This is a genomic window from Martelella sp. (assembly GCF_984369615.1).
Genome location: NZ_CFHTCS010000030.1, coordinates 1 through 21692, shown reverse-complemented (window position 1 = coordinate 21692; position 21692 = coordinate 1). Strand labels below are relative to the sequence as shown.

At 63.1% G+C, this 21692-nt stretch carries 23 protein-coding genes; 12 read left to right on the top strand and 11 right to left on the bottom strand.

Features of this window, described 5'->3' with window-relative positions; genetic code table 11:
• Positions 1-5 precede the first annotated feature (5 nt).
• From AC5DC2_RS04655 to recR, 5 genes are all read left to right on the top strand, one after another.
• Positions 6-422 (top strand): YbaK/EbsC family protein, encoded by a 417-nt coding sequence (locus tag AC5DC2_RS04655; RefSeq protein WP_491697644.1) that lies wholly within the window; start codon positions 6-8, stop codon positions 420-422.
• A 154-nt stretch (positions 423-576) separates the two neighbouring features.
• Complete coding sequence (locus tag AC5DC2_RS04650) at positions 577-2493, top strand: DNA polymerase III subunit gamma/tau (protein ID WP_491697643.1); 1917 nt, start codon at positions 577-579, stop codon at positions 2491-2493.
• A gap of 42 nt (positions 2494-2535) precedes the next feature.
• Positions 2536-2859: a YbaB/EbfC family nucleoid-associated protein gene (locus tag AC5DC2_RS04645; RefSeq protein ID WP_491697642.1), complete on the top strand. Its 324-nt coding sequence runs from the start codon at positions 2536-2538 to the stop codon at positions 2857-2859.
• A gap of 9 nt (positions 2860-2868) precedes the next feature.
• Complete coding sequence (locus tag AC5DC2_RS04640) at positions 2869-3480, top strand: LysE family translocator (protein ID WP_491697641.1); 612 nt, start codon at positions 2869-2871, stop codon at positions 3478-3480.
• Between the two features lie 38 nt (positions 3481-3518).
• The gene (gene recR / locus AC5DC2_RS04635; protein WP_024707575.1) at positions 3519-4124 is read left to right on the top strand and encodes a recombination mediator RecR; all 606 of its coding nucleotides are present in this window, start codon (positions 3519-3521) and stop codon (positions 4122-4124) included.
• A 13-nt stretch (positions 4125-4137) separates the two neighbouring features.
• Here recR and AC5DC2_RS04630 read toward each other — a convergent pair whose 3' ends face one another.
• Positions 4138-4728, bottom strand: coding sequence for an HAD family hydrolase (locus AC5DC2_RS04630; RefSeq protein ID WP_491697640.1), 591 nt, complete (start codon positions 4726-4728; stop codon positions 4138-4140).
• Positions 4729-4870: 142 nt separating this feature from the next.
• On the opposite strand from AC5DC2_RS04630, the gene AC5DC2_RS04625 reads away from it, so the two are divergent.
• The 3 genes from AC5DC2_RS04625 to arsB are packed head-to-tail and all read left to right on the top strand — an operon-like array spanning position 4871 to position 6834.
• Positions 4871-5224 (top strand): ArsR/SmtB family transcription factor, encoded by a 354-nt coding sequence (locus AC5DC2_RS04625; protein ID WP_024707577.1) that lies wholly within the window; start codon positions 4871-4873, stop codon positions 5222-5224.
• Positions 5225-5228: 4 nt separating this feature from the next.
• A complete protein-coding gene (locus AC5DC2_RS04620) occupies positions 5229-5756 on the top strand; it encodes an arsenate reductase ArsC (protein WP_024707578.1) in 528 nt (175 codons plus the stop codon).
• Between the two features lies 1 nt (position 5757).
• Positions 5758-6834, top strand: coding sequence for an ACR3 family arsenite efflux transporter (gene arsB / locus AC5DC2_RS04615; protein WP_491697639.1), 1077 nt, complete (start codon positions 5758-5760; stop codon positions 6832-6834).
• Here the strand turns inward: arsB and AC5DC2_RS04610 are convergent.
• From AC5DC2_RS04610 to AC5DC2_RS04580, 7 genes are all read right to left on the bottom strand, one after another.
• Complete coding sequence (locus AC5DC2_RS04610) at positions 6801-7352, bottom strand: disulfide bond formation protein B (protein WP_491697638.1); 552 nt, start codon at positions 7350-7352, stop codon at positions 6801-6803. The genes arsB and AC5DC2_RS04610 overlap by 34 nt on opposite strands.
• Positions 7353-7360: 8 nt before the next feature.
• Positions 7361-7516: a DUF5993 family protein gene (locus AC5DC2_RS04605; RefSeq protein ID WP_024707581.1), complete on the bottom strand. Its 156-nt coding sequence runs from the start codon at positions 7514-7516 to the stop codon at positions 7361-7363.
• Positions 7517-7700: 184 nt separating this feature from the next.
• On the bottom strand, positions 7701-9122 hold the full coding sequence (locus AC5DC2_RS04600) for an alanine/glycine:cation symporter family protein (protein WP_491697637.1): 1422 nt from the start codon (positions 9120-9122) through the stop codon (positions 7701-7703).
• A 245-nt stretch (positions 9123-9367) separates the two neighbouring features.
• Positions 9368-10390: an LLM class flavin-dependent oxidoreductase gene (locus AC5DC2_RS04595; RefSeq protein WP_491697636.1), complete on the bottom strand. Its 1023-nt coding sequence runs from the start codon at positions 10388-10390 to the stop codon at positions 9368-9370.
• Between the two features lie 206 nt (positions 10391-10596).
• Positions 10597-10803, bottom strand: a complete 207-nt coding sequence (locus AC5DC2_RS04590; RefSeq protein WP_024707584.1) for a hypothetical protein — start codon at positions 10801-10803, stop codon at positions 10597-10599.
• A gap of 66 nt (positions 10804-10869) precedes the next feature.
• Entirely contained in the window at positions 10870-11094 is a 225-nt protein-coding gene (gene rpsU, locus AC5DC2_RS04585) for a 30S ribosomal protein S21 (RefSeq protein WP_024707585.1), read from the bottom strand.
• 247 nt (positions 11095-11341) lie between these two features.
• Positions 11342-11551 carry a cold-shock protein gene (locus AC5DC2_RS04580; protein WP_491697635.1) on the bottom strand — a complete coding sequence of 70 codons (210 nt, stop codon included), beginning with the start codon at positions 11549-11551 and terminating at the stop codon, positions 11342-11344.
• Positions 11552-11993: 442 nt separating this feature from the next.
• On the opposite strand from AC5DC2_RS04580, the gene AC5DC2_RS04575 reads away from it, so the two are divergent.
• Positions 11994-13769 carry an AsmA family protein gene (locus AC5DC2_RS04575; RefSeq protein ID WP_491697634.1) on the top strand — a complete coding sequence of 592 codons (1776 nt, stop codon included), beginning with the start codon at positions 11994-11996 and terminating at the stop codon, positions 13767-13769.
• Positions 13770-13848: 79 nt separating this feature from the next.
• On the opposite strand, the gene AC5DC2_RS04570 is transcribed toward AC5DC2_RS04575, so the two are convergent.
• The 3 genes from AC5DC2_RS04570 to AC5DC2_RS04560 form a co-directional block, all read right to left on the bottom strand.
• A complete protein-coding gene (locus AC5DC2_RS04570; protein WP_024707588.1) occupies positions 13849-14490 on the bottom strand; it encodes an outer membrane beta-barrel protein in 642 nt (213 codons plus the stop codon).
• A 190-nt stretch (positions 14491-14680) separates the two neighbouring features.
• Positions 14681-15556: a LysR family transcriptional regulator gene (locus tag AC5DC2_RS04565; protein WP_491697633.1), complete on the bottom strand. Its 876-nt coding sequence runs from the start codon at positions 15554-15556 to the stop codon at positions 14681-14683.
• 346 nt (positions 15557-15902) lie between these two features.
• Positions 15903-17081 carry a BaiN/RdsA family NAD(P)/FAD-dependent oxidoreductase gene (locus AC5DC2_RS04560; protein ID WP_491697632.1) on the bottom strand — a complete coding sequence of 393 codons (1179 nt, stop codon included), beginning with the start codon at positions 17079-17081 and terminating at the stop codon, positions 15903-15905.
• A gap of 124 nt (positions 17082-17205) precedes the next feature.
• On the opposite strand from AC5DC2_RS04560, the gene AC5DC2_RS04555 reads away from it, so the two are divergent.
• The 3 genes from AC5DC2_RS04555 to zwf all read left to right on the top strand — a co-directional run.
• Positions 17206-18663 (top strand): glutamine synthetase family protein, encoded by a 1458-nt coding sequence (locus tag AC5DC2_RS04555; RefSeq protein WP_200334935.1) that lies wholly within the window; start codon positions 17206-17208, stop codon positions 18661-18663.
• 46 nt (positions 18664-18709) lie between these two features.
• Entirely contained in the window at positions 18710-19999 is a 1290-nt protein-coding gene (locus tag AC5DC2_RS04550; protein WP_036236747.1) for an NAD(P)/FAD-dependent oxidoreductase, read from the top strand.
• 122 nt (positions 20000-20121) lie between these two features.
• On the top strand, positions 20122-21692 hold a 1571-nt coding region (gene zwf / locus AC5DC2_RS04545), incomplete at its 3' end, for a glucose-6-phosphate dehydrogenase (protein ID WP_491697631.1).

The following is a 21692-nucleotide window of genomic DNA, read 5'->3' as shown; positions in this document are numbered from 1 at the left end:
TTGCGATCATCGAGACGGAAGAAAGCAGCGCCACGGTGGAAGAGGCGGCCGCCGCTCACGCGGTCGCCCCCGCGCAGATTGCCAAGACGCTCTCCTTTTCGGTCAAGGACGAACGCTTCCTGCTGGTTGCCCGCGGCGATGCCCGCATTGACAACAGGAAGGCCAAGGCGGCCTTCGGCGGCAAGGTGCGCATGTTGCCGCTTGGAGAGGTCGAGGCGATTACCGGCCATCCGGTCGGCGGCGTATGTCCCTTCGGTCTGGCCGAGCCGATTACGGTCTATTGCGATGTCAGCCTGAAAGCCTTCGACGTGGTCTATCCCGCGGCGGGCGCCCGCAATGCCGCCGTGCGCATCGCGCCCGAACGCATCGCCGAGATTACCGGCGCCGAGTGGGTCGATGTCTGCCAGGAGCCCGCCCCTTGAGGCGAACCTGCCGCCGGCCTCCAAAAATCCTGTGCATTTCCCCTCCGGCTCTGCCAAACTGCCGCGGCTTTCGTGACTCCCGCGCCGGGTCTCGACTATGCTCGCCGCCTGCCGGCCGTTGAAGCCGGCCGGACAACAACCGATATGAGTGGCAATGGCCGACGACGCATCCGAGATTGAACCGAACAAGACCGCTTCCGACGACAGCGGTTACCGCGTTCTGGCGCGCAAATACCGCCCGAAGGACTTCTCCGACCTGATGGTCGGCCAGGAGCCGATGGTGCGCACGCTGACCAACGCGTTCGAGACCGGCCGGATCGCGCAGGCCTATATGCTGACGGGCGTGCGCGGGGTGGGCAAGACGACGACGGCGCGCATTCTGGCGCGCGGCCTCAATTACAAGACCGATACGGTCGACAAGCCGACGATCGACCTGAAGGAGATCGGCGAGCACTGCCAGGCGATCATGGACGGCCGCCATGTCGACGTGATCGAGATGGACGCCGCCTCCCACACCGGCATCGATGATATCCGCGAGATCATCGACCAGGTGCGCTACCGGCCGTCGACGGCGCGCTACAAGGTCTACATCATCGACGAAGTGCATATGCTGTCCACCCAGGCCTTCAACGGGTTGTTGAAGACGCTGGAAGAGCCGCCGGAACATGTGAAGTTCATCTTCGCCACCACCGAAATCCGCAAGGTGCCGATCACGGTGCTGTCGCGCTGCCAGCGCTTCGACCTGCGCCGCATTCCCGCCGCCGACCTGGTGCGGCTGTTCTCGACGATCTCGGCCAAGGAAGGCGTGACGATCGAGGACGAGGCGGTGTCGATGATCGCGCGCGCGGCCGAGGGTTCGGCGCGCGACGGGCTTTCCCTGCTTGACCAGGCCATCTCCCACGGCAACGGCCATGTGGAGGCCGCCGCCGTGCGCGCCATGCTCGGCCTTGCCGACCGCGCCCGCATCGTCGACCTGTTCGGCCATGTCGTCAGCGGCGACGTAAAGGCGGCGCTGGATGAGTTTCTGGCGCAGTACGAAGCCGGCGCCAATCCGGTGGTCGTGCTCAATGACCTTGCCGATTTCACCCATCTGGTGACGCGACTGAAATATGTGCCGGAAGGCGCCGATGACGTCTCGCTGAGTGAGATCGAACGGACGAAGGGCCGTGAATTCGCCGAAAGCGTTGCCGTTTCCGCCCTGTCGCGCATCTGGCAGATGCTGCTGAAGGGCATTCCCGAGACGGAGAACGCCGCCCGCCCCTATGGCGCGGCCGAGATGGTGCTGATCCGCCTGACCCACGCCGCCCACCTGCCCTCGCCCGAGGATGCCGCGCGCCGCCTGCTGGCGCTTGAAAGCGGCGAGGCGCAAATCCCGCCGTCGCGCCCTTCCGCGCCGTCGCCCCAGGGTGGCGGGACGAATGGCGCAACGAGCGCCCGCGCGGCGTCATCCGCGCGCGCCGGCGAGCCGGCCTCCCGACCGTCCGCGACGGTGACCATGCTGCGCCCACAGACTTCCGAAACGCCGCGGCCGGAGCCCGGCGAGGCCGCACCGGTGGAGGAGGAGCCAGCGCCCGAACCGGCAGTGGCCAGCGCGCCGGAACCGCCGAAGACTTCCGCAATCAAGTCCCTTCAGGATATTACGGATCTTTGCTCCAAACACCGCGCGCCGCTGATCCGCGCGCAGATCCGTAATTTCGTCCGCCTCGTGCGCCTTGAGCCCGGCAGGCTCGAGGTCAATCTGGAAGACGGGGCGTCGCAGACCTTTCTGAATGAACTCGGCGCGAAGCTGCGCGAATGGACCGGCGAAAGCTGGTTCGTCAGCCTCAGCCGCGAGAAGGGCGAGGCAACGCTTGTGGAGGCGGAAACGGCGGCGCGGGACAAGCTTTTCCGCGATGCCCGCGAGGATCCGGAAGTGGCCTCGATCCTGAAATTCTTTCCCGGCGCCAGGATCACCGATGTGCGCGTGCGGGCGGAAGAGACGGAGACTGCGGAAGGCGGCGCTGACGGCCTGCCCGACGCCGCCGTCAACGAGGATGGCGACGTCCTTCCCGAAGACGATCTCGACGACTGATAGAGAACCTTTTGATTTTGAACAGAAAATGAGGAGAATACCATGCGCGACCTGATGGGCATGATGGGCAAGATGAAGGAAATGCAGGCCAAGATGGAGCAACTGCAGCAGGACATTGCGGCCGTTGAGGTCGATGGCGTTTCCGGCGGCGGCATGGTCAATGTGAAGATGACCGGCAAGGGCGAGATGATCTCCATCAAGATCGACCCGACGCTGCTTTCCGAGGACGACGCCGAAATGCTCGAGGACCTGATCGTCGCCGCCCATCGCGATGCCAAGGGCCGCGCCGAGCAGAAGGCCGAGGAAATGACCAAGGAACTGACCGCCGGCCTGCCGATCCCGCCCGGCATGAAGCTGCCGTTCTAGGATCGCGCCATGACCATCGGCGCGCTTGCCCTTTTCGCCATCACGCTTTTCGTTGCCGCGGGCTCGCCGGGGCCGAGCGTGGCGGCGCTTGTCGCCCGCGTGCTCTCGCGCGGGCACCGCGATGTGCTGCCCTTCATGGCGGCGATGTGGCTGGGCGAGGCGCTGTGGCTGACGCTGGCCGTCTTCGGACTGGTCGCCGTGGCCTCGAGCTTCCACGACGTCTTCATCGCCATCAAATGGGCGGGCGTCGCCTATCTCGTCTGGCTGGCGTGGAAGATGTGGACCGCCGATCCGGCGGCAGACGGCGAGGGTCTGCCGAGCGCCGGTTCCGGCTGGAAGATGTTCCTGACCGGCATGAGCGTCACGCTCGGCAATCCGAAGATCATGATGTTCTACGTCGCGCTCCTGCCGACCATCATCGATCTCGGCAGCGTCACGCTTCTCGGCTGGGTCGAACTGACGGCAACGCTTCTGGTCGTGCTCGCCATTGTCGATCTCTCCTGGGTCTTCATGGCCGCCAAGGCGCGGCGTTTCCTGAAAAGCCCGCGCGCCATGAAGATCGCCAACCGCATCTCCGCCGGCATGATCGGCGGCGCGGCTGCGGCGATCGCGACGCGATGATCATTCCAATCCGGCATTCGATAGGCTAAAGCGCCCTTATGGCAAAACGAGTCACCGGTCCCGAAATCGAAAAACTGATCCAGCTTCTGGCGAAGGTGCCGGGGCTTGGGCCGCGTTCGGCGCGGCGGGCGGCGTTGCATCTGATCAAGAAGCGCGACCAGTTGATGGGCCCCTTGTCGGGCGCCATGCAGGATGCCTATGACAAGGTGAAGATCTGCTCGACCTGCGGCAATGTCGACACCGCAGATCCCTGCACGATCTGCACCGATCCGACGCGGGACCAGAGCCTCGTGATCGTGGTCGAGGATGTCGGCGATCTGTGGGCGCTGGAGCGGGCGGCGGCGCTGAATGCCGCCTATCACGTGCTTGGCGGCACGCTTTCGCCGCTTGACGGCATCGGGCCGGACGACCTGACGATTGCCGCCCTTGTCGACCGGGTGAAGACCGGCGAGGTCAAGGAACTGATCATCGCCGTCAACGCCACGGTCGAGGGCCAGGCGACCGCCCACTACATCACCGACCAGCTCGAAGGCATGGACATCAAGGTCACCCGTCTCGCCCATGGCGTGCCGGTCGGCGGCGAGCTCGACTATCTGGACGAGGGCACGCTGGTGGCGGCGCTCAGGTCGCGCACGAGCCTTTGAGGTTTGGCGCCCCTCAGGCGACGAGATCGATCAGCCGGTCAGCGCCGCTCCAGTGGCAGGCCATCCAGCCTCGGGCACGCGCCGCGTCGACATTGGCCTTCGCATCATCAACGAACACGATTTCGTGCGCGCTGAAACCCGTTCTTGCCTCTGCCTGCGCGAAGAAAGCGGCCGACGGCTTTTTGACGCCGAGCGCGGCTGAATAGACGATGCCGTCCACATGGGCGGCGAAACCCATCGCATCCATCAGATAGCGGGCGCGCTGGTGCTCCTGATTGGTGGCAAGATAGACTTTCAGGCCGTTTTGCTTCAGTGCCCGCAGATCCTCCAGAACTGCGACGTCCACCGCTGAATCCCGCTCGAACCAGTAGGTCATGAAGGTTTCGGCCGAGACCGCATCGGACAGCGCCGGAAGACAGGTCTCCAGTGCATCCCGCAACGGCTTCCGTCCGAGAATGACATCCGGCCAATGGGCATTGAAGAAATCGGTTGCGAGCCGATCGGGATCGATGCCGAGATCCCGCTTCATGTCTTCGGCCCACGACCTGCCGTTCTGCGGGTGAACGAGGACGCCATCCACGTCCAGCATCAGGCATTGTTTCAAAAGGCTTCTCCCGACTGAGCGCATGACGAGCGCCTTGTCCCGGGCAGACCATAATGTTCATCCTCCCGGGCTGGCAACCCCGCGTGAAATCCGCGCGGTCGAAGGTCATTGACTTTCATATTATATCCATTATTCTGGATATATGGATAACACAGAAACAATATCGGTGCTCGCCGCCCTTGCCCAGCCCACCCGGCTTCAGGCCTTCCGCCTGCTCGTTGCAGCAGAGCCGGAGGGCATTGCCGCGGGTGACCTCGCGCGCAGGCTTGAGATACCGCAGAACACCATGTCGGCCCATCTCAACACGCTGACGCAGGCGGGCATTGTCACCGGCCTGAGACAGGGACGGTCCATTATCTACCGCGCCAACCTCGAACGATTGCGCGCGGCCATGCTGTTCCTGCTCCGCGACTGCTGCGGCGGCAACCCGGATCTCTGCGCGCCGCTGATCGAGGATCTGGCGCCTTGCTGCGAAACACACCCTACGGAGGCATGAAGCCATGACCGAGAAGACCCTGAACGTTCTTTTTCTCTGCACCGGCAATTCCGCCCGGTCGATTCTCGCCGAATCGATCCTCAACGGCGAGGGCAACGGCCGGTTCCGCGCCTTTTCCGCCGGAAGCCACCCGAAGGACGCGCCCAACCCGCTTGCGCTGGAAACCCTGAAGGCGATGGGCTACCGCTCCGAGGGCTTCCGTTCGAAAAGCTGGGACGAGTTCACCCAGCCCGGCGCGCCGGAAGTCGATTTCATCATCACCGTCTGTGACAGCGCGGCCGGCGAGGCCTGCCCGATCATGCGCGGCCCCGGCAAACGCGCCCACTGGGGCGTCGAGGATCCGAGCCATGTGGAAGGCACCCACGAGGAAAAGCTGCGGGCCTTTGCCCAGACCGCGACCTATCTGAAAAGCCGGATCATGGCTTTCATCAACCTCTACCGGGATGAAGGCGGACCGGAGGACCCGGACAGCAAGCTGAAGCAGATCGGCGCCATGGAAGGCGCCACCGAGAAAGCCCGGAAGGCTGACTGACATGTCCACATTCGAAAGATACCTGACCCTCTGGGTCGCGCTGTGCATCGTCGTCGGCATCGCGCTCGGCCATTTCTTCCCTTCCGTCTTCGTCGCCATCGGCGCGCTTGAGATCGCGCGCGTCAACCTGCCTGTCGCTGTGCTCATCTGGCTGATGATCATCCCGATGCTGCTGAAGATCGACTTCTCGGCGCTTGCCGAGGTGGGTCGCCACTGGCGCGGCATCTCGGTCACGCTGTTTGTCAACTGGGCGGTGAAGCCGTTTTCCATGGCCTTGCTCGGCTGGCTGTTCATCGGCTGGCTGTTCCGGCCGATGCTGCCGGCCGACCAGATCGACAGCTATATCGCCGGCCTCATCATCCTGGCCGCCGCCCCCTGCACCGCCATGGTGTTCGTCTGGTCGAACCTGACGAAGGGCGAGCCGCATTTCACCCTGTCGCAGGTGGCGCTGAACGACGCGATCATGATCGTCGCCTTCGCCCCGATCGTCGCCCTTCTGCTCGGGCTTTCGGCCATTACCGTACCGTGGTCGACGCTGGTGCTGTCGGTGGCGCTTTACATCGTCATTCCGGTGATCATTTCACAGGTCCTCCGCAAGAGCCTGATCCGGAACGGCTCGACGGCAAGGCTCGATGCATTGCTTGCAAAGATCCAGCCCGCCTCTCTGGTCGCGCTGCTGGCGACGCTGGTGCTGCTCTTTGCCTTCCAGGGCGAGCAAATCCTGGCGCAGCCGATGATCATCGCGCTTCTGGCCGTGCCGATCCTGATTCAGGTCTATTTCAACTCTGGCCTTGCCTATCTGCTCAACCGCGCCTCGGGCGAGGAGCACTGCGTGGCCGGCCCCTCGGCCCTTATCGGCGCATCGAACTTCTTCGAGCTTGCCGTCGCCGCCGCCATATCGCTCTTCGGCTTCAACTCGGGGGCGGCGCTGGCAACCGTCGTCGGCGTCCTTATCGAGGTGCCGGTCATGCTCTCGGTCGTTGCCATCGTCAACCGGACGAAGGGCTGGTACGAGGCAGGACCGGCGGTCTCCCGCAATGCGGCTCAGCGGCCGAGCAGCGAATCGAGCGCCTCGTAACTCGTCGGATTGTCCGGGCAGAGCCCGACGCCGCATTCGGCAAGCGTGGAAACGCCGTTGCCGAGCGCCATCACTGCGAACAGGGCAACGGCCAGAAGGCCGAGCCCGCCGCGCCGCACCCGCTCGGAAACCCGCGCCGGCCCAAGCACCAGCATGACGCCCGTACCGAGGACGACGACGGCGAACAGAAGAAACGCCCAGCTGTAGAAATGCATGCCGAGGAAGGGCGCGCCATAGCCGCCCGTTCCGGGCACGACATGCAGCGCCACCTGGCGCAGCGCCGCCGCACCGCCAGCAACCGCGCCCAGAAGCATCAGGCCATAGTGCCGGGCATCGACGCCCAACAACACGTTCAGCGCCAGACCCGTTCCAACGATGACGAAACCGGCGCGCTGCAGCAGGCAGAGCGGGCATGGCAGGTCGCCGTTTGCGAACTGGTCATAAAAGGCGAACAGAAGAACGACCGAAATGGCGAGAAGCGCCAGCACATTCAGAAGATGGGCAATACGGACAGGCATGGATCACCTCAAAGATCGATGTCGAGCACGTCTGTCGCGTGCAATCTGAAAAGGACGAAGAGCACCAGAACCGCAATCACGGTCAGAAGCGCGGCAAGGCCGCGGTGCCCGCGCCAGGCGCTGTAGAGCGCGGCGGCGCAGATAAAAAACGGCAATGTCATCATGACGGACGTCCTCCGGTATATTTCAAAGGGAACGCGGCGGGCTTGCACCGCCGCGTCCTGAAGATCGGGCCCCGCCCGGCGCTAGAGCGGTTCCGCCTTTCTTGGAAACACGCAACCGCTCTATCTATTTGTTTTGACGCATTTTCGCTTAACGTCAGATGTTTCCATCCGACTGCGAAATGCTCTATCGCGCGTCCGGCCAGGCCGTCTCATCCGTATCGAGATCCGGAAACTTCTTGGGGTCGAAGATCGGACGCCTGATCCCGGCGGCGAGTTGCGCTCGGAAATCATTGATCAGCCTGAGCGCGATCGGGAACAGCATCATCATCGCCAGCAGGTTGACCACTGCCAGGATGCCCATCATCGGATCGGAGAAGTTGAAAACCGCCGTAGCGCCGGGGGCGACCGCGCCGACAAACACGATCGCGACGATCACGATCCTGAGGACATGCACCGCGCTCGGCTTTTCCGTCATGAAGGCCAGCGCGTTCTCGCCGAGATAGTAGTTGTAGATGATCGACGAGAAGGAAAACAGGAAAATGGCGACCGTCAGGTAATACTGCGCCCAGTTGCCGACATGGTCGACCATGCTCTGCTGGGTGAGGATGACCCCGTCCACATCCGCCTGGCCCGGCTGGTAGACATCGCCAAGCAAGATGACGAAAGCCGTGCACGAGCAGATGATCATCGTGTCGATGAACACGGAGAAGCTCTGGGTGATGCCCTGGCTGACCGGATGGCGCACATAGGCGGTGGCGGCGACGTTCGGCGCGGAACCAAGCCCGGCCTCGTTGGAGAACAGGCCGCGCCTCAGGCCGTTGGCGACCGCCGCGCCGACGCCGCCGGCGACCGCTTCGCGCAAGCCGATGGCGTTGGCGACGATATCCCAGATCACGCCCGGAAGCGCGGTGATGTTCATCAGGATGATCACAACGGCCATGGCGATATAGCCAAAGGCCATGATCGGGATGATGATGTCGGAGGCCTTGGCGATGCGGTGGATGCCGCCATAGACGATGAAGCCGGTGGCGGCGGCCAGCAGGATGCCCGTCGCATAGCGCGGAACCCCCATACTGTCGGCAGCGGCGCCTGCAACAGTGTTTCCCTGAAAGGCATTGAAGCCGATGGCGAAGGAGGCGATCAGGCAGATGGCATAGATGATCGCCAGCCAGCGGTAGTTTTCGCCCAGCCCGTGAATGATGGCGCGCGCCGGGCCGCCGCGATAGTCCCCTTCCGCGGTTGTCCGCTTGAACGCCTGCGCCAGCGTCGCCTCGACCAGGCCGGAACACATGCCGACGAGCGCGATGGCCCACATCCAGAACACCGCGCCCGGACCGCCGGCCGTGATCGCAACCGCCACGCCGGCAATGTTTCCGCCGCCGACGCGCCCACCGACGGAAACAAAAAGCGCCTCGCGGGCGCTGATCTTGCTCGGATCGCCGTCCTCATCGCCCCAGAGGACGCCGAACATGCGCTTGAAGAAACGGAACTGCACGAAGCCGCTGGCGATGGTGAAAAACACGCCGAGCACGACGAGGAAGGGCACGAGCGCCCAGCCCCATGTCAAATCATTGATGTAATTGAAGAGCGAATCGAAGAACTGCAACTCATGACCCCTTTTTTCCGCAATGCACGAAGTGACGCATGCCGCGTCCTCCCCGAGCCCCCACCCGGAAACAGGCAAAATTCTCGTGTTATTTTACCTTTGTTTACAAGAGCGTAGATTCGAACACGCTTTTCAGCAAGCACTGATAAGTTCGCAAACGGCATTTTGTGTCTTCACACCAAAAAAGGCGCGCCGCGCTTTCGAACGCGGCGCGCCTCGACAGGAGACGGGATCAGGCCTTGCCGTCAACGCCAGCCGAGACCCGGCGCGACATGTTTCAGGATTGCCTCGATCACATGGGCGTTATAGGCGACGCCCAGCTGGTTCGGCACCGTCAGAAGCAGCGTGTCGGCCTCGGCAATCGCCTCGTCGCCCTTCAGCTGTTCGATCAACCGGTCGGGCTCGGCCGCATAGGAGCGGCCAAAGACGGCGCGCGTCTTCTCGTCAAGATAGCCGATCGTGTCCTGCTCGTTGCCGCCGCGGCCGAAATAGGCGCGGTCCATGTCGCTGACAAGCGCGAAGATCGAACGGCTGACGGAAACGCGCGGGCTCCAGTCGTGGCCGGCCTCCTTCCAGGCAGCGCGGAAGGCGCGAATCTGGTCGGCCTGCTGCCTGTGCAACGGCTCCCCCGTCTCGTCGAACTTCAGCGTAGAGCTTTGCAGGTTCATGCCAAGCCGCGCCGCCCACTCGGCCGTCGCATTGGTGGCCGACCCCCACCAGATGCGCCTGCGCAGGCCTTCGGAATGCGGCTCGATGCGCAACAGGCCGGGCGGATTGGGAAACATCGGACGCGGATTGGGTTCGGCAAAGCCCTTCCCTTCGAGACGGTCCAGGAAAAGCTCGGTGTGGCGGCGCGCCATCGCCGCATCATCCTCGCCCTCTTGCGGGATATGGCCGAAATGCCGCCAGCCGTCGATCACCTGCTCGGGAGAGCCTCGCGAGATGCCGAGTTGCAGGCGTCCGCCGGCAATAAGATCGGCGGCGCCGGCGTCTTCGACCATATAGGCCGGGTTCTCGTAGCGCATGTCGATCACGCCCGTGCCGATTTCGATCTGACTGGTCTTCGCGCCGATCGCGGCGAGCAGCGGAAAGGGCGAGGCAAGCTGGCGGGCGAAATGATGGACGCGGAAATAGGCGCCATCGGCGCCGAGCGCCTCGGCGGCCACGGCCAGATCGATCGACTGGAGCAGCGCGTCTTCCGCCGAACGCGTGCCGGACTGCGGCGACGGCGTCCAGTGCCCGAAAGACAGAAATCCGATTTTCTTCATGGTAGGCAAACCTTTCATCTGCGGGCGAACCCCGCAAGGGATGACACGCCTGTTGCGGCGCCTGTTGTCCCGTTATGTGCACACCGCGGCGGCCGTCTTCAATTCTCCGGTGATGAACACTGTGTCTTCGACGGCATTGTCTACCGCAAACGAGAAACGGCCCGCCGGAAGGCAGGCCGTTTAGGCAATGAAAGGATGCGCGCGCCTCAGGCGGAGCGCTTTGCCTTTTTCTTTGCGGGCGCCGGTTCGGCCGCCTCGCGCTCCAGCCGCAAACGCCTGAGGCGCTCGGTCTTGGACTGCAATTGCGTTGCCTCTTCCGCGATGATCGCTTTTGCCGTGCGGTCGGTAATCGATGCCTTGTCGGAGGCCGACATCCGTCCGGGCTTGAAGAATTCATCTTTGGTTGCGGTCATGCACGGGTCTCCTTCGAATGGAGAATTTGCGGGCCGGCAGCCTGGGCGGCTGCCCGTTTCAAGCCCTTACCGCTTCTTGCGCGACGGGATCAGTCCTTCGCGCTGCAGCTGCTTGCGCTTCAGTTTGCGCAGGCGGCGCACGGCCTCGCCTGCCTCGCGGTTGCGTTTTTCCGAAGGCTTCTCGTAAGAACGACGCGCACGCATCTCCCGAAAGATGCCTTCGCGCTGCATTTTCTTCTTCAGGACGCGAAGCGCCTGATCGACATTGTTATCTCTTACCAGTACCTGCAAGAAAACCTCCTTGTTCCAGTTTCCGTTTCTCCGCATCCGCCCGCCGCGCAGGTCCGGAACCGGACGCGCAGGAGCGGAGCGAAAACAAAAAGGCCGGGACTAACCCGACCTCCTCTGTTGTCACTGCCAGTACATCCGTGGTCAGCGACAGCGATGACAAATTACGTCGGGCTTGAATAGACGAAGAATTTCCGTCTTGCACGATCCGGCTGCCAGTACATCCGTGGTCAACCGGGAAAGCAAAAAATCAAGCCGCCTGAAGGTTGTCGGCCGCGCTCTTTCCAGAGCGATTATCGCGGACAATGTCGTAGCGAAGTTTCTGTCCGTCATTCAGCGACTGCATACCAGCGCGCTCCACGGCAGAGATGTGCACAAACACGTCCGTGCTGCCATCATCGGGCTGGATGAAACCGAAGCCCTTGGTGGCGTTGAACCATTCGACGGTGCCATTATTCATAACGATTTCCTTTCAATCGTCGTGATTTCCGCAATACCTCGCGGAGTTAGATCGATTTTGAGAGGAAATCAGACGGAGCCATACGGCCCTCGGACAACGTCGCAAGCAATGGTCGATGACGGTGATATAGGCCCTTGCCCTGCAGAATGCAATGGCAGACGGCGAATTAACTCGGATCGAACCGGTCCGCGCGGGCGAAGGCAGAGCCTTTCCTCGGGTGCGGGACCGGCAAAAAACATCTTTTGATTGCCGTACCCATCCGCCGCACGCTATCATTCCCGCCCGGGCTGATACTCGGCCAGACCGCAGCCGTCTTCCGCCTGCCCTTAGCCTTGGCGATTGTGTCCTCTCCGATTTTCCGCTATCGCCCCACAATGTTCTCAGCAACCGAAGACCCGCCCCGATGAGAAATCCCAAGAAATCCAAGCGATCGGAAAGGCGCATGGGGCGCCCGGCGCGTATCCTGCTCGCTATCGTCCTTCTCGCCGGCGTTGCGGTCTATTATCTGGTCCCCGTCATCATCACGCCGCAAGCCATGGCCGACAACCTGGAAGACGAACTGTCCGGCTGGCTCGGCGCGCCGGCAACCATCAGCGGCGATCTCGACATCAGCTACTGGCCGCGACCGAGAATTACGGCGACAGCCGTTTCCGTCGCCCGGCCGGACGGCACCGGACCGCTGATCTACGGCAACAGCGCCCGGCTCGTCGCCGATTTCGGCTTTATCGGCGCCCTTTCCGGCAGGCCGTCCTTCTCCGATCTGAAGCTTGACGGAGCGGTTATCATACTCGAGCAGCCGGACGAGGCGAGCGGACCGCCGGCAAACGCGCTGGGAAAGACGATCGCAAACCTGCGCGGAGGCAACGATACGCCCGGACGCTCGGCTGGCCCCGGCGCGCTCTCGGTGACCAACAGCACGCTCGGTTTTACCGAAAAGGGGGAAACGCGCGTCATCAAGGGCGTCAATGCCGAACTGGACTGGCCGACCCTTTCCGGTAGAGCCAGCCTCTCCGGATCGGCGATCCTGGCCGAACGCGACACGACGCTGTCGCTGGAGGCCGGCAAGGCGGCGGGCCTGATCGCCGGAAACGCCTCGCCGATCAATCTTTCCATCACCAGCCAGACCGCCGATATCCGCTTTGACGGCACGGCCTCCAGCAGCCGCCCCTACCTGCTGAACGGCACCTTCTCGCTTTCCACAAGCGCGCTGCAGGAACTGATGGCAAGGATGGGCGTTGAATCAAGCCTGTTGCGCAATGTCGACAACGCGTCCCTGAACGGCAAGGTCTCGCGCAGCGGCGGTTCGCTGCGTTTCTCCCCGGTGGACCTGACGATCGGCGCAGCCAAGGGCAACGGCGTTCTTGACATCGTTCCGTCTTCGCCGGAAGGGCCGGTCGGGATTTCCGCGACCATGGCGCTGCAGGACATCTCTCTGCGCGACGCGCAATCCTCGCTCGCGGCCTGGATCGATGCGGTTGCCCCCGTCGATGAAGGGGACGACGGCGACAACCTGCCGCTGCCGGAGCTCGACCTGCGCGTTTCGGCAGGAAGCGTCAGGCTGTCGGACCTGACGCTTCGGGACGTTGCCGCCAGCATTATCCGCACCGGCACGCAGACGAGTTTCGACATTGCCGACAGCCTGCTGGATGACGGTTCCCTCTATGCGCATCTCGCCGTGCGCACCGATGGCTTCGCAACGATCCGCATGAATGCCGAGAATGTGCGTTCGGCCCCTCTTTTCAAGCAGATGGGGTTCAGCGTTCCGCTTGAAAGCAATCATTTCGACCTGGAAATGTCCTACGAAGCGCGGTTGCCGCTGAGCGCGGGCGCAAATGACGACGTGAGCGGCCGGTTCAGGTTTTCCGGGCGTGAGGGCAGCCTGATCTGGCTCGATCTCGGCGACATCCTGCAATCCGCCGCGACAAGCAACAATTTCGCATTCTCTCCGCTGAAGCGCGAGCCCTTCGCGTTCACCTCGGTTTCGGGCCGGGGCAGCGTTTCCGGCACCAATATCCACCTGGACGAAATGGTCATGAAAACGGCGGACGGCCGGGTACGGCTGGAGGGCGATGTCGATATCGGCTCCGGACAGATCGAGGCCATGCTGACGCGCTGGAACCGGAACGCCGAGAAGGAACCGGTTTCCGTCAGGATCAGCGGCAATGCCCTTGCCGCGCTGGCCCGCCGGATCGAGACGCCCGCCGACCTGCTGGAATGACAATCCCCTGCGCTTCGATGCATCGGAAAGGGCGCAGCCGAGCCGCACCCATTCCCGGAATTCAGAGCATGTCCGCGCGTCAGAAACGGTAGCGGAGGCCGACCTGGGCAACCGGGTAGAACTTGTAGTCCTTGGCTGCATTGCGGAAATCGTCGATGCTGTCCTGCAGCGGCTGGTAGACCGTGCCAGACCAGCTTTCCTGAACATCGGGCGTACCCATGTAGTAGGCGCCCAATGAGAAATCCAGCGATATCCTGTCATTGAGATCGGCGTTGTAGCCAATGCCGAAATAGGGCTGGAAGTCGTATTCCGGCGTCAACTTGACCTCGGCCGTTTCCACAACGTCAAGATAGGGATTGTACATTGAGAACGTGCCCTTGGCATTGTCGTCCGTGTAGCGTGCCCCGACCGAGATGCGGAAATCAGACTGGTTGACGTAATAGTCGAGCGTGGCGCCGACCGTCAGCACCTTGAAGGTGCCCTCGTAATCAGCGCCCTCATAGGTGCCCGAAGGCTCGTAGCTGAAACCGGCGACAGTTCCGCTGAGGCCGAAGCTCTCGTTGAGCTTGTAGATGCCCGTCAACCCGACGCCGAGCGTACCGGCCGATGGCTCGATGGCGAGTTCCTGGGCATTGGCCGCAGGTATGATCGCCGTCAAAGCCGCTGCCGAGACAAGGATAGAAAGAAGATTTCTGCGCACGCCGTTCTTTGTATGAACCATTTCATTACCCTGCTTTGATCCAATTTCCGCCCAAGGCTAGGGGAAACTTGTTAAGCCTTTCTAATTTCAAGGATTTGCAGGCTTCAACCTGTGACAACGCTGACATTCCCGGCACGAAGCCGAAAGAGCGGGTTTGACCGTCCCCGTGGCATTTTTACAACGCGGCGGGTCGGGTTCGGACCGCGTCGTTTCAGTACTCCGAGTCCGCCCTTTTCCCAGCGTAGAGCGCCAATCGTGCTCTCATGAACTTCGCCAGCCGGTCGGCCACGCGCCGCACGGCGCGGCGATGGCGTTCCTCGTCATGCAGAACGAGCCACTGACCGTGGCTCAGATCGCCGATGATCGGCCCCGCTCGGGCAAGGCTCTGGTTGGTATCGCCGATGAAGCAGGGCAGGACGGCGATGCCCGCGCCCGCCTCGACGAGGTCGAGCATGGTGCGGGGGCGGCTTGCCGACAGCACGATCGCAGACGCCCGGGCCTCATGCGGCCATTTCAGGTAGTCGGAAATCGCCGCCTCCCGCGTGACGGCGATCCAGCGCTGCCCGGCCGAGGGCGGCGCATTTCTCGCCCTGAAGGGCGCATAGGCGACGGTTCCCAGCCTGAGCGCGGCAAGATTGCTTTCCTCGGGCTCGAAGGAGCGGATCCCGATGTCGTTTTCGCGGTGGGCGAGGCTCGCGCGCGCTTCGCCGACGAGCAGTTGCAGGCGGAAGGGATCATCCTCACGGCAGATCTCGCCGATATGGGCCGAAATCAGAAACGCATTCCAGGTGCCGAGCGCCAGGCGGACCAGTTGCGGCGCCGCCGCCTCGCCGCGCCAGTCATCGATCCTGCGAAAGCTCCCGTCCGCCCCCGTCAGCAACGCGTTCAGGGTTTCGCCCTCGGGCGTAAGACTGTAGCCGCGCTGGCTGCGCACGAACAGCGCGCGCCCGAGGCGGCGTTCGAGATCCAGCATGTGCCGGCCGGCCGTGGCGGGACTGACGCCGTGCTCCGCCGCAGCGCCGCTCAATCCGCCATGGCGGATCACGGCGAGGAAAAGCTGATAGTAGGACCAGGGTATGTTTTTCATCAGTGAAAAATAACCTGCATTCCAGCGCGTTTCAAACGACAATTTTCGCTGGTATTTTTCAGGCAGTCCACAGGGAGCGCCCGGCGAGAGCGCGAAGCCTCCCGCCCTCCCCGACAGGAAAGCCCGATCGTCGACCGGTCTCGAACGACCGTCGAATGACCGACAGGAGTGATAGCCATGACACGCAGAACCGGAACCAGACGGCTGTTGAGCCTTTACTATACCCAGGAGTATCGGCCTCTATCCGAAGATGACTATTATGACCGGTTCTCCGGAACCCTGCCTGCATTCCTTAGAAAATCAGCGCAGGCCGTTGGCACGCTCATTCTGTCGGCGGCGGGACTTCTCACAGCGCCTCGCCGGCAGCGACGCCGGAGGCCCAGGCCCACTGGAAATTGTAGCCACCGAGCCATCCGGTGACATCGACGCATTCGCCGATGAAATAGAGTCCCGGCACCGCGCGTGCCTCCATCGTCCGTGACGAGAGTGCCTCGGTATCGATGCCGCCGAGCGTCACTTCGGCCGTGCGGTAGCCCTCGGTTCCGGCGGGCTTGAACTGCCAGTCCTGGATCGAAGCCGCAAGGTGAGCGAGCGCCTTGTCGGAAAGATCGGCAAGATGGCCCGCCGCACCGGCACGCTCGGTGAAATAGTGCGCGAGGCGTTTCGGCAACCAGGTCGCGAGCGCGCTCGCGGCCCCCTGCCGTCCGTTTTCGCGCTTTGCCGCCGTGAGCACGTCAGCGAGGGCAATATCCGGGCTGATCCTGACGTTCACCGCGTCGCCGGGCGACCAGTAGGAGGAAACCTGCAGGATTGCAGGACCGGAAAGACCGCGATGGGTAAACAGCATGGCCTCGCGAAACCGCCCGGTTCGGCATGCGACCTCGACCGGAACGCCGATACCCGTCAGCGGCTGCAATTCCGCCTGTAGGCCCGGATCGAGCGTGAACGGCACAAGGCCAGGCCGCGGCTCGACGACGCGAATGCCGAAGCGACCGGCGACCTCGTAGGCAAAGCCCGTCGCGCCCATCTTGGGGATGGACTTGCCGCCGGTGGCAATCACCAGCGCCCGTGCGGTGACCCGCTTCCCCTCAAGCGACAGCGTGAAACGATCGCCGGAATGTTCAAGAGCGGCGACGGCCGTCTCCAGCCTGATCTCGACATTGCCGGCCCGGCATTCGGCCAGCAGCATGGCGATGATCTCCTTCGCCGAGCCGTCGCAGAAAAGCTGCCCGAGCGTCTTCTCGTGCCAGGCGATGTTGTGGCGGTCCACCATCGCGATGAAATCCGCCGGCGTGAAGCGCGCGAGCGCCGATTTGGCGAAATGCGGATTCTCGCTCAGGAAGTTTTGCGGGCCGGCGCCGATATTGGTGAAGTTGCAGCGGCCGCCGCCGGAAATGCGGATTTTCTCGCCCGGTTTCTTCGCGTGATCAACGAGAAGAACCCTGCGTCCCCGTTTTCCCGCGCGTGCGGCGCACATCAACCCCGCAGCGCCTGCGCCGATAATGATCACATCGAATTCATCCATGATTTTCCGCCTGTTCCCGTGCGGCTCTGGTTGCATCGGCGCAGAGAAAGTCAACATGCCCCCTCGCCAAGACGCGCGCCGTGGTTATGATACGCCCACGCGCAATGACAAACCGGCGAGTGAAATGCCAGTAAAAAAGACGACGATCAAAGCCGCAAGCAGAACGCACACAAGCAAGGTCAAGCGGGCGAAGAAACCCGCAAAGCCCGCAGCCCCCTCGCCGCCGCGCGGCGTGGAAGACTGGAAAGCCGCAGCCCGCTGGCTGAAGCTGCGCGGCATCGAGGACATCGAGTGCATCACGCCGGATCTTGCCGGCGTGCCGCGCGGCAAGATGATGCCGTCCTCGAAATTCACCTCCAACACCTCGCTTGCCCTTCCCTCCGCGCTCTATCGCCACACGATCTCCGGCGAATATCCCGACGAGAGCGGCAGCTTCCGTTACGAACCGCGCGACAGCGACCTCAAACTGGTGCCCGACCTCTCGACGCTGACGGCGGTGCCCTGGGAGACCGATCCGACCGCACAGGTGATCTGCGATGTCGTCGGCGCCGACGGGGAAGAGGTGCCCTATACGCCGCGCAACGTGCTCAAGCGCGTGGTCGAGCTTTACGAGAAGCGCGGCTGGCGGCCGGTGGTGGCGCCGGAGATCGAGTTCTACCTCGTCGCCAAGAATGACGATCCTGACCTGCCGCTGACCCCGCCGGTCGGCCGCTCGGGCCGTCCGATCGTCGCCGGACAGGCCTATTCGATCGCCGGCATCAACGAGTTCGACGAACTGATCGACGACATCTACCATTTCTGCGAGGCCCAGGGGCTGGAGATCGACACGCTGATCCATGAGGAAGGCCCCGCCCAGCTCGAGATCAATCTGCGCCACGGCGATCCGCTGGAGCTTGCCGACCAGGTGTTCTATTTCAAGCGCACCATTCGCGAGGCGGCGACCAAGCACGGCACCTTCGCCACCTTCATGGCAAAGCCCATGCAGGGCCAGCCGGGTTCGGCCATGCATATCCACCAGTCGGTCGTGGACATAGAGACAGGCCGCAATGTGTTCTCGCTCGAAAACGGCGAGCCCTCGCCGGAATTCTTCCATTTCATCGGCGGCATGCAGAAATATGTTCCGTCCACGCTGGTGATGATGGCGCCCTATGTGAATTCCTACCGTCGGCTGACGCCGGACATGGCCTGTCCGGTCAACACCGCCTGGGGCTATGACAACCGCACCACCGCCTTCCGTATTCCGGTTTCCGACCCGGCGGCGCGGCGGGTGGAAAACCGGCTGCCGAGCTCGGACGCCAATCCCTATCTGGCGCTTGCCGCGTCGCTTGCCTGCGGCTATCTCGGCATCGAGAATCTGGTCGATCCGTCGGCCCCGACGGCCGATACCGCCAATGAGGGCGTCATCGACCTGCCGCGCGGCCTTCTGGAGGCGCTGGCGCTGATGGAAGGCGAACTGGCGCTCGGTCCCGTGCTGTCGCGCGAGTTCATCGATCTTTACGCCGGCATCAAGCGCGGCGAATTCGAGACCTTCATGCAGGTGATCAGCCCCTGGGAGAGGGAATTCCTGCTGCTGCATGTATGATATGGACGCCGGCGAGGGTTTGACGAGAGAATGGAGCGACGGAGACATGGTTTGGCAAAGCCCGATTGCCCCGGGAATTTCATGGTACCAGGCGACGCTGCCCGAACGCCCGACCTATCCGGCGCTTGACGGTTCGACAACGGCGGATGTGGCCGTCATCGGCGGCGGCTTCACCGGCCTGCAGGCGGCCTGCCAGCTGGCCGAGGACGGCGTCGACGTGGTGCTGATCGATGCCGCCCGTTTCGGCGACGGCGCCTCGGGCCGCAACGGCGGACAGCTTGGCACCGGGCAGCACTGGTGGCCGGAGGAACTCGAGACGAAGCTTGGCGCGGAACGGTCGCAGGCTTTCTTCCGCATAGCGGAGGAAGCGAAGTCCCACCTTCTCGACTTCGCCCGCAAGCACAAGGTCAATATCGATTTCAAGCCGGGCCAGCTCAGCGTCGCCCACAAGCGCGGCATGGAATACACCTACCGCCGCCATGTCGAGACGCTGGCCGAGCGCTACGACTATCCGCATCTCTCCTTCATGAGCAAGGCCGAGACGGCAGAGCGACTCGGCTCGGACCGCTTCTTCTGCGGCATCCGCGATATCGGCACGGGCCATATCCATCCGCTGAAGCTCCTCGTTGGTATCGCCGGGGCCGCCGCCGCCGCCGGCGCACGCCTTCATGAAATGACCAAGGCGGAGAACATTGACCACGTCGACGGCAAGAACGTGATCGAGACCGCCCGTGGCTCGATCACGGCGGAGCGCGTGCTGATTGCCTGCAACGGCTATATCGAGGATCACCTCGAGCCGAAGACGGCCTCGAAAATCATGCCGATCCGCTCCTTCATCGCCGCCACGACCCCCGTGAAGAAGGACCGCAAGATCCTGCCCGGCGGCGAATCCGTCGACGACAGCCGTTTCGTGGTGCGCTATTTCCGCAAGGCGCCGACGGGCGAGATGCTGTTCGGCGGTCGCGAGGTCTATTCCGCCGACAATCCGAAGAATATTTCCAGGCATCTCAGACGGCAGATCGCCGAGATCTATCCGCAGCTGAAGGACGTCGAGATCACCCATGCCTGGGGCGGCTCCGTCGGCATCACCATGCCGCGCCGCCCGCTGGTGCACGATATCATGCCCGGCGTCACCTCGATCGGCGGTTTTTCCGGCCATGGCGTGATGCTGTCAAACTATTGCGGCAAACTCTATGCGGACGAGATTGCGGGGCGCTCGCTTGATCTGGAACTTTACCGGGATTTGGATATACCATCCTTTCCGGGCGGCGGTCCGCTTCGCAAACCCTTGCTGTTTCTCGCCCTGACATGGTTCGCGCTTCGCGACCGGTTCTAGCCGGATGCGGCGCGACCGACGGGCCGGAAAGACAAGAATCCGATTTTTCGGAATGGGACTGGCATTTTTAAATCGATTTGATAAAACGACACCAACCCTGTTGACGATTGAGAGGACTGACCATGAGCAGTCAAATGATCCCCGTTGAACCCTTTGACTATGTCGTCTTCGGCGCCACCGGCGACCTGACGGAGCGCAAGCTTCTGCCCGCGCTCTACCACAGGCAGATTGCCGGCCAGTTCACCGAGCCGACGCGCATCATCGGCGCGTCCCGCTCGGAGCTTTCGTCCGAGGATTTCCGCAAGCACGCGCAGCAGGCGCTGAAGGAGCACCTGAAGCGCGGCGAATATGATGACGAGCAGGTAAAGAAGTTCCTGGCCCGCATCGAATATGTGCCGGTCGATGCGACGACCAACAAGGGCTGGGACGCGCTGAAGAAGATGCTGGAAGACGGCAAGGACCGGGTCCGCGCCTTTTACATGGCCGTGGCTCCCAGCATTTTCGGCCCGATCTGCGACGGCATCCGCGACCACAAGCTGATCACCAAGCAAACCCGCATCGTCGTGGAAAAGCCGCTCGGGCGCGACCTCGATTCGGCGCTCAAGCTCAACGACATGATCGGCAAGGTGTTCAGGGAAGAACAGGTCTTCCGCATCGACCACTATCTCGGCAAGGAAACGGTGCAGAACCTGATGGCGCTGCGCTTTGCCAATGCGCTCTACGAGCCGCTGTGGAACGCCAATCACATCGACCATGTGCAGATCACGGTTGCCGAGGAAGTCGGCCTTGAAGGCCGCGCCGGCTATTACGACAAGTCCGGCGCGCTGCGCGACATGGTGCAGAACCACATCCTCAACGTGCTCTGCATGGTGGCGATGGAAACGCCGCATTCCATGGAAGCCGAGGCCGTGCGCGACGAGAAGCTCAAGGTGCTGCGCTCGCTCAAACCCATTACCGATGAGAATGCCGGCTATCTGACCGTGCGCGGCCAGTACCGCGCCGGCGCATCCAAGGGCGGGCCGGTCAAGGGCTATCTGGAAGAACTGGAAGGCGAGTCCAACACCGAGACCTTCGTCGCCATCAAGGCGGAGATCGACAACTGGCGCTGGGCGGGCGTGCCCTTCTACCTGCGCACCGGCAAGCGGCTGGCGAGCCGGCTTTCGGAAATCGTCATCACCTTCAAACAGATCCCGCATTCGATTTTCGGGCCGAATGCCGGGCGCATCGCGTCCAACCAGCTGGTGCTGCGCCTGCAGCCTGACGAGGGCGTGAAGCAGTGGCTGATGATCAAGGATCCGGGCCCGGGCGGCATGCGCCTGCGCCAGGTGGCGCTCGACATGAGCTTCGCCCAGGCCTTCGACGTGCGCAACCCGGACGCCTATGAGCGGCTGCTGCTCGACGTCATCCGTGCCAACCAGACGCTGTTCATGCGCCGGGACGAGGTCGAGGTCGCCTGGCGCTGGGTCGATCCGATCCTGAAGGCCTGGGAAGAGACCAACCAGCCGGTGCAGGGCTATACCGCCGGCACCTGGGGCCCTTCGAAGTCGATCGCGCTGATCGAGCGGGACGGCCGCACCTTTCTCGACGGCCACGACTCAAGCTGGACCGGGCTCGACTCTGCCCCGTACTCGAACGAGCAGATAAATTACTACAACGCGTCAAAGGCGCGGACGCGGGGCGGCATGCTCGAGCT

Coding starts and splice junctions, on each gene's coding strand:
- AC5DC2_RS04650 (WP_491697643.1), top strand. CDS start 577: ATGGCCGACGACGCATCCGAGATTGAACCGAACAAGACCGCTTCCGAC.
- AC5DC2_RS04645 (WP_491697642.1), top strand. CDS start 2,536: ATGCGCGACCTGATGGGCATGATGGGCAAGATGAAGGAAATGCAGGCC.
- AC5DC2_RS04640 (WP_491697641.1), top strand. CDS start 2,869: ATGACCATCGGCGCGCTTGCCCTTTTCGCCATCACGCTTTTCGTTGCC.
- recR (WP_024707575.1), top strand. CDS start 3,519: ATGGCAAAACGAGTCACCGGTCCCGAAATCGAAAAACTGATCCAGCTT.
- AC5DC2_RS04625 (WP_024707577.1), top strand. CDS start 4,871: ATGGATAACACAGAAACAATATCGGTGCTCGCCGCCCTTGCCCAGCCC.
- AC5DC2_RS04620 (WP_024707578.1), top strand. CDS start 5,229: ATGACCGAGAAGACCCTGAACGTTCTTTTTCTCTGCACCGGCAATTCC.
- arsB (WP_491697639.1), top strand. CDS start 5,758: ATGTCCACATTCGAAAGATACCTGACCCTCTGGGTCGCGCTGTGCATC.
- AC5DC2_RS04610 (WP_491697638.1), bottom strand. CDS start 7,352: ATGCCTGTCCGTATTGCCCATCTTCTGAATGTGCTGGCGCTTCTCGCC.
- AC5DC2_RS04605 (WP_024707581.1), bottom strand. CDS start 7,516: ATGATGACATTGCCGTTTTTTATCTGCGCCGCCGCGCTCTACAGCGCC.
- AC5DC2_RS04595 (WP_491697636.1), bottom strand. CDS start 10,390: ATGAAGAAAATCGGATTTCTGTCTTTCGGGCACTGGACGCCGTCGCCG.
- AC5DC2_RS04590 (WP_024707584.1), bottom strand. CDS start 10,803: ATGACCGCAACCAAAGATGAATTCTTCAAGCCCGGACGGATGTCGGCC.
- AC5DC2_RS04580 (WP_491697635.1), bottom strand. CDS start 11,551: ATGAATAATGGCACCGTCGAATGGTTCAACGCCACCAAGGGCTTCGGT.
- AC5DC2_RS04575 (WP_491697634.1), top strand. CDS start 11,994: ATGGGGCGCCCGGCGCGTATCCTGCTCGCTATCGTCCTTCTCGCCGGC.
- AC5DC2_RS04570 (WP_024707588.1), bottom strand. CDS start 14,490: ATGGTTCATACAAAGAACGGCGTGCGCAGAAATCTTCTTTCTATCCTT.
- AC5DC2_RS04565 (WP_491697633.1), bottom strand. CDS start 15,556: ATGAAAAACATACCCTGGTCCTACTATCAGCTTTTCCTCGCCGTGATC.
- AC5DC2_RS04560 (WP_491697632.1), bottom strand. CDS start 17,081: ATGGATGAATTCGATGTGATCATTATCGGCGCAGGCGCTGCGGGGTTG.
- AC5DC2_RS04555 (WP_200334935.1), top strand. CDS start 17,206: ATGCCAGTAAAAAAGACGACGATCAAAGCCGCAAGCAGAACGCACACA.
- AC5DC2_RS04550 (WP_036236747.1), top strand. CDS start 18,710: ATGGTTTGGCAAAGCCCGATTGCCCCGGGAATTTCATGGTACCAGGCG.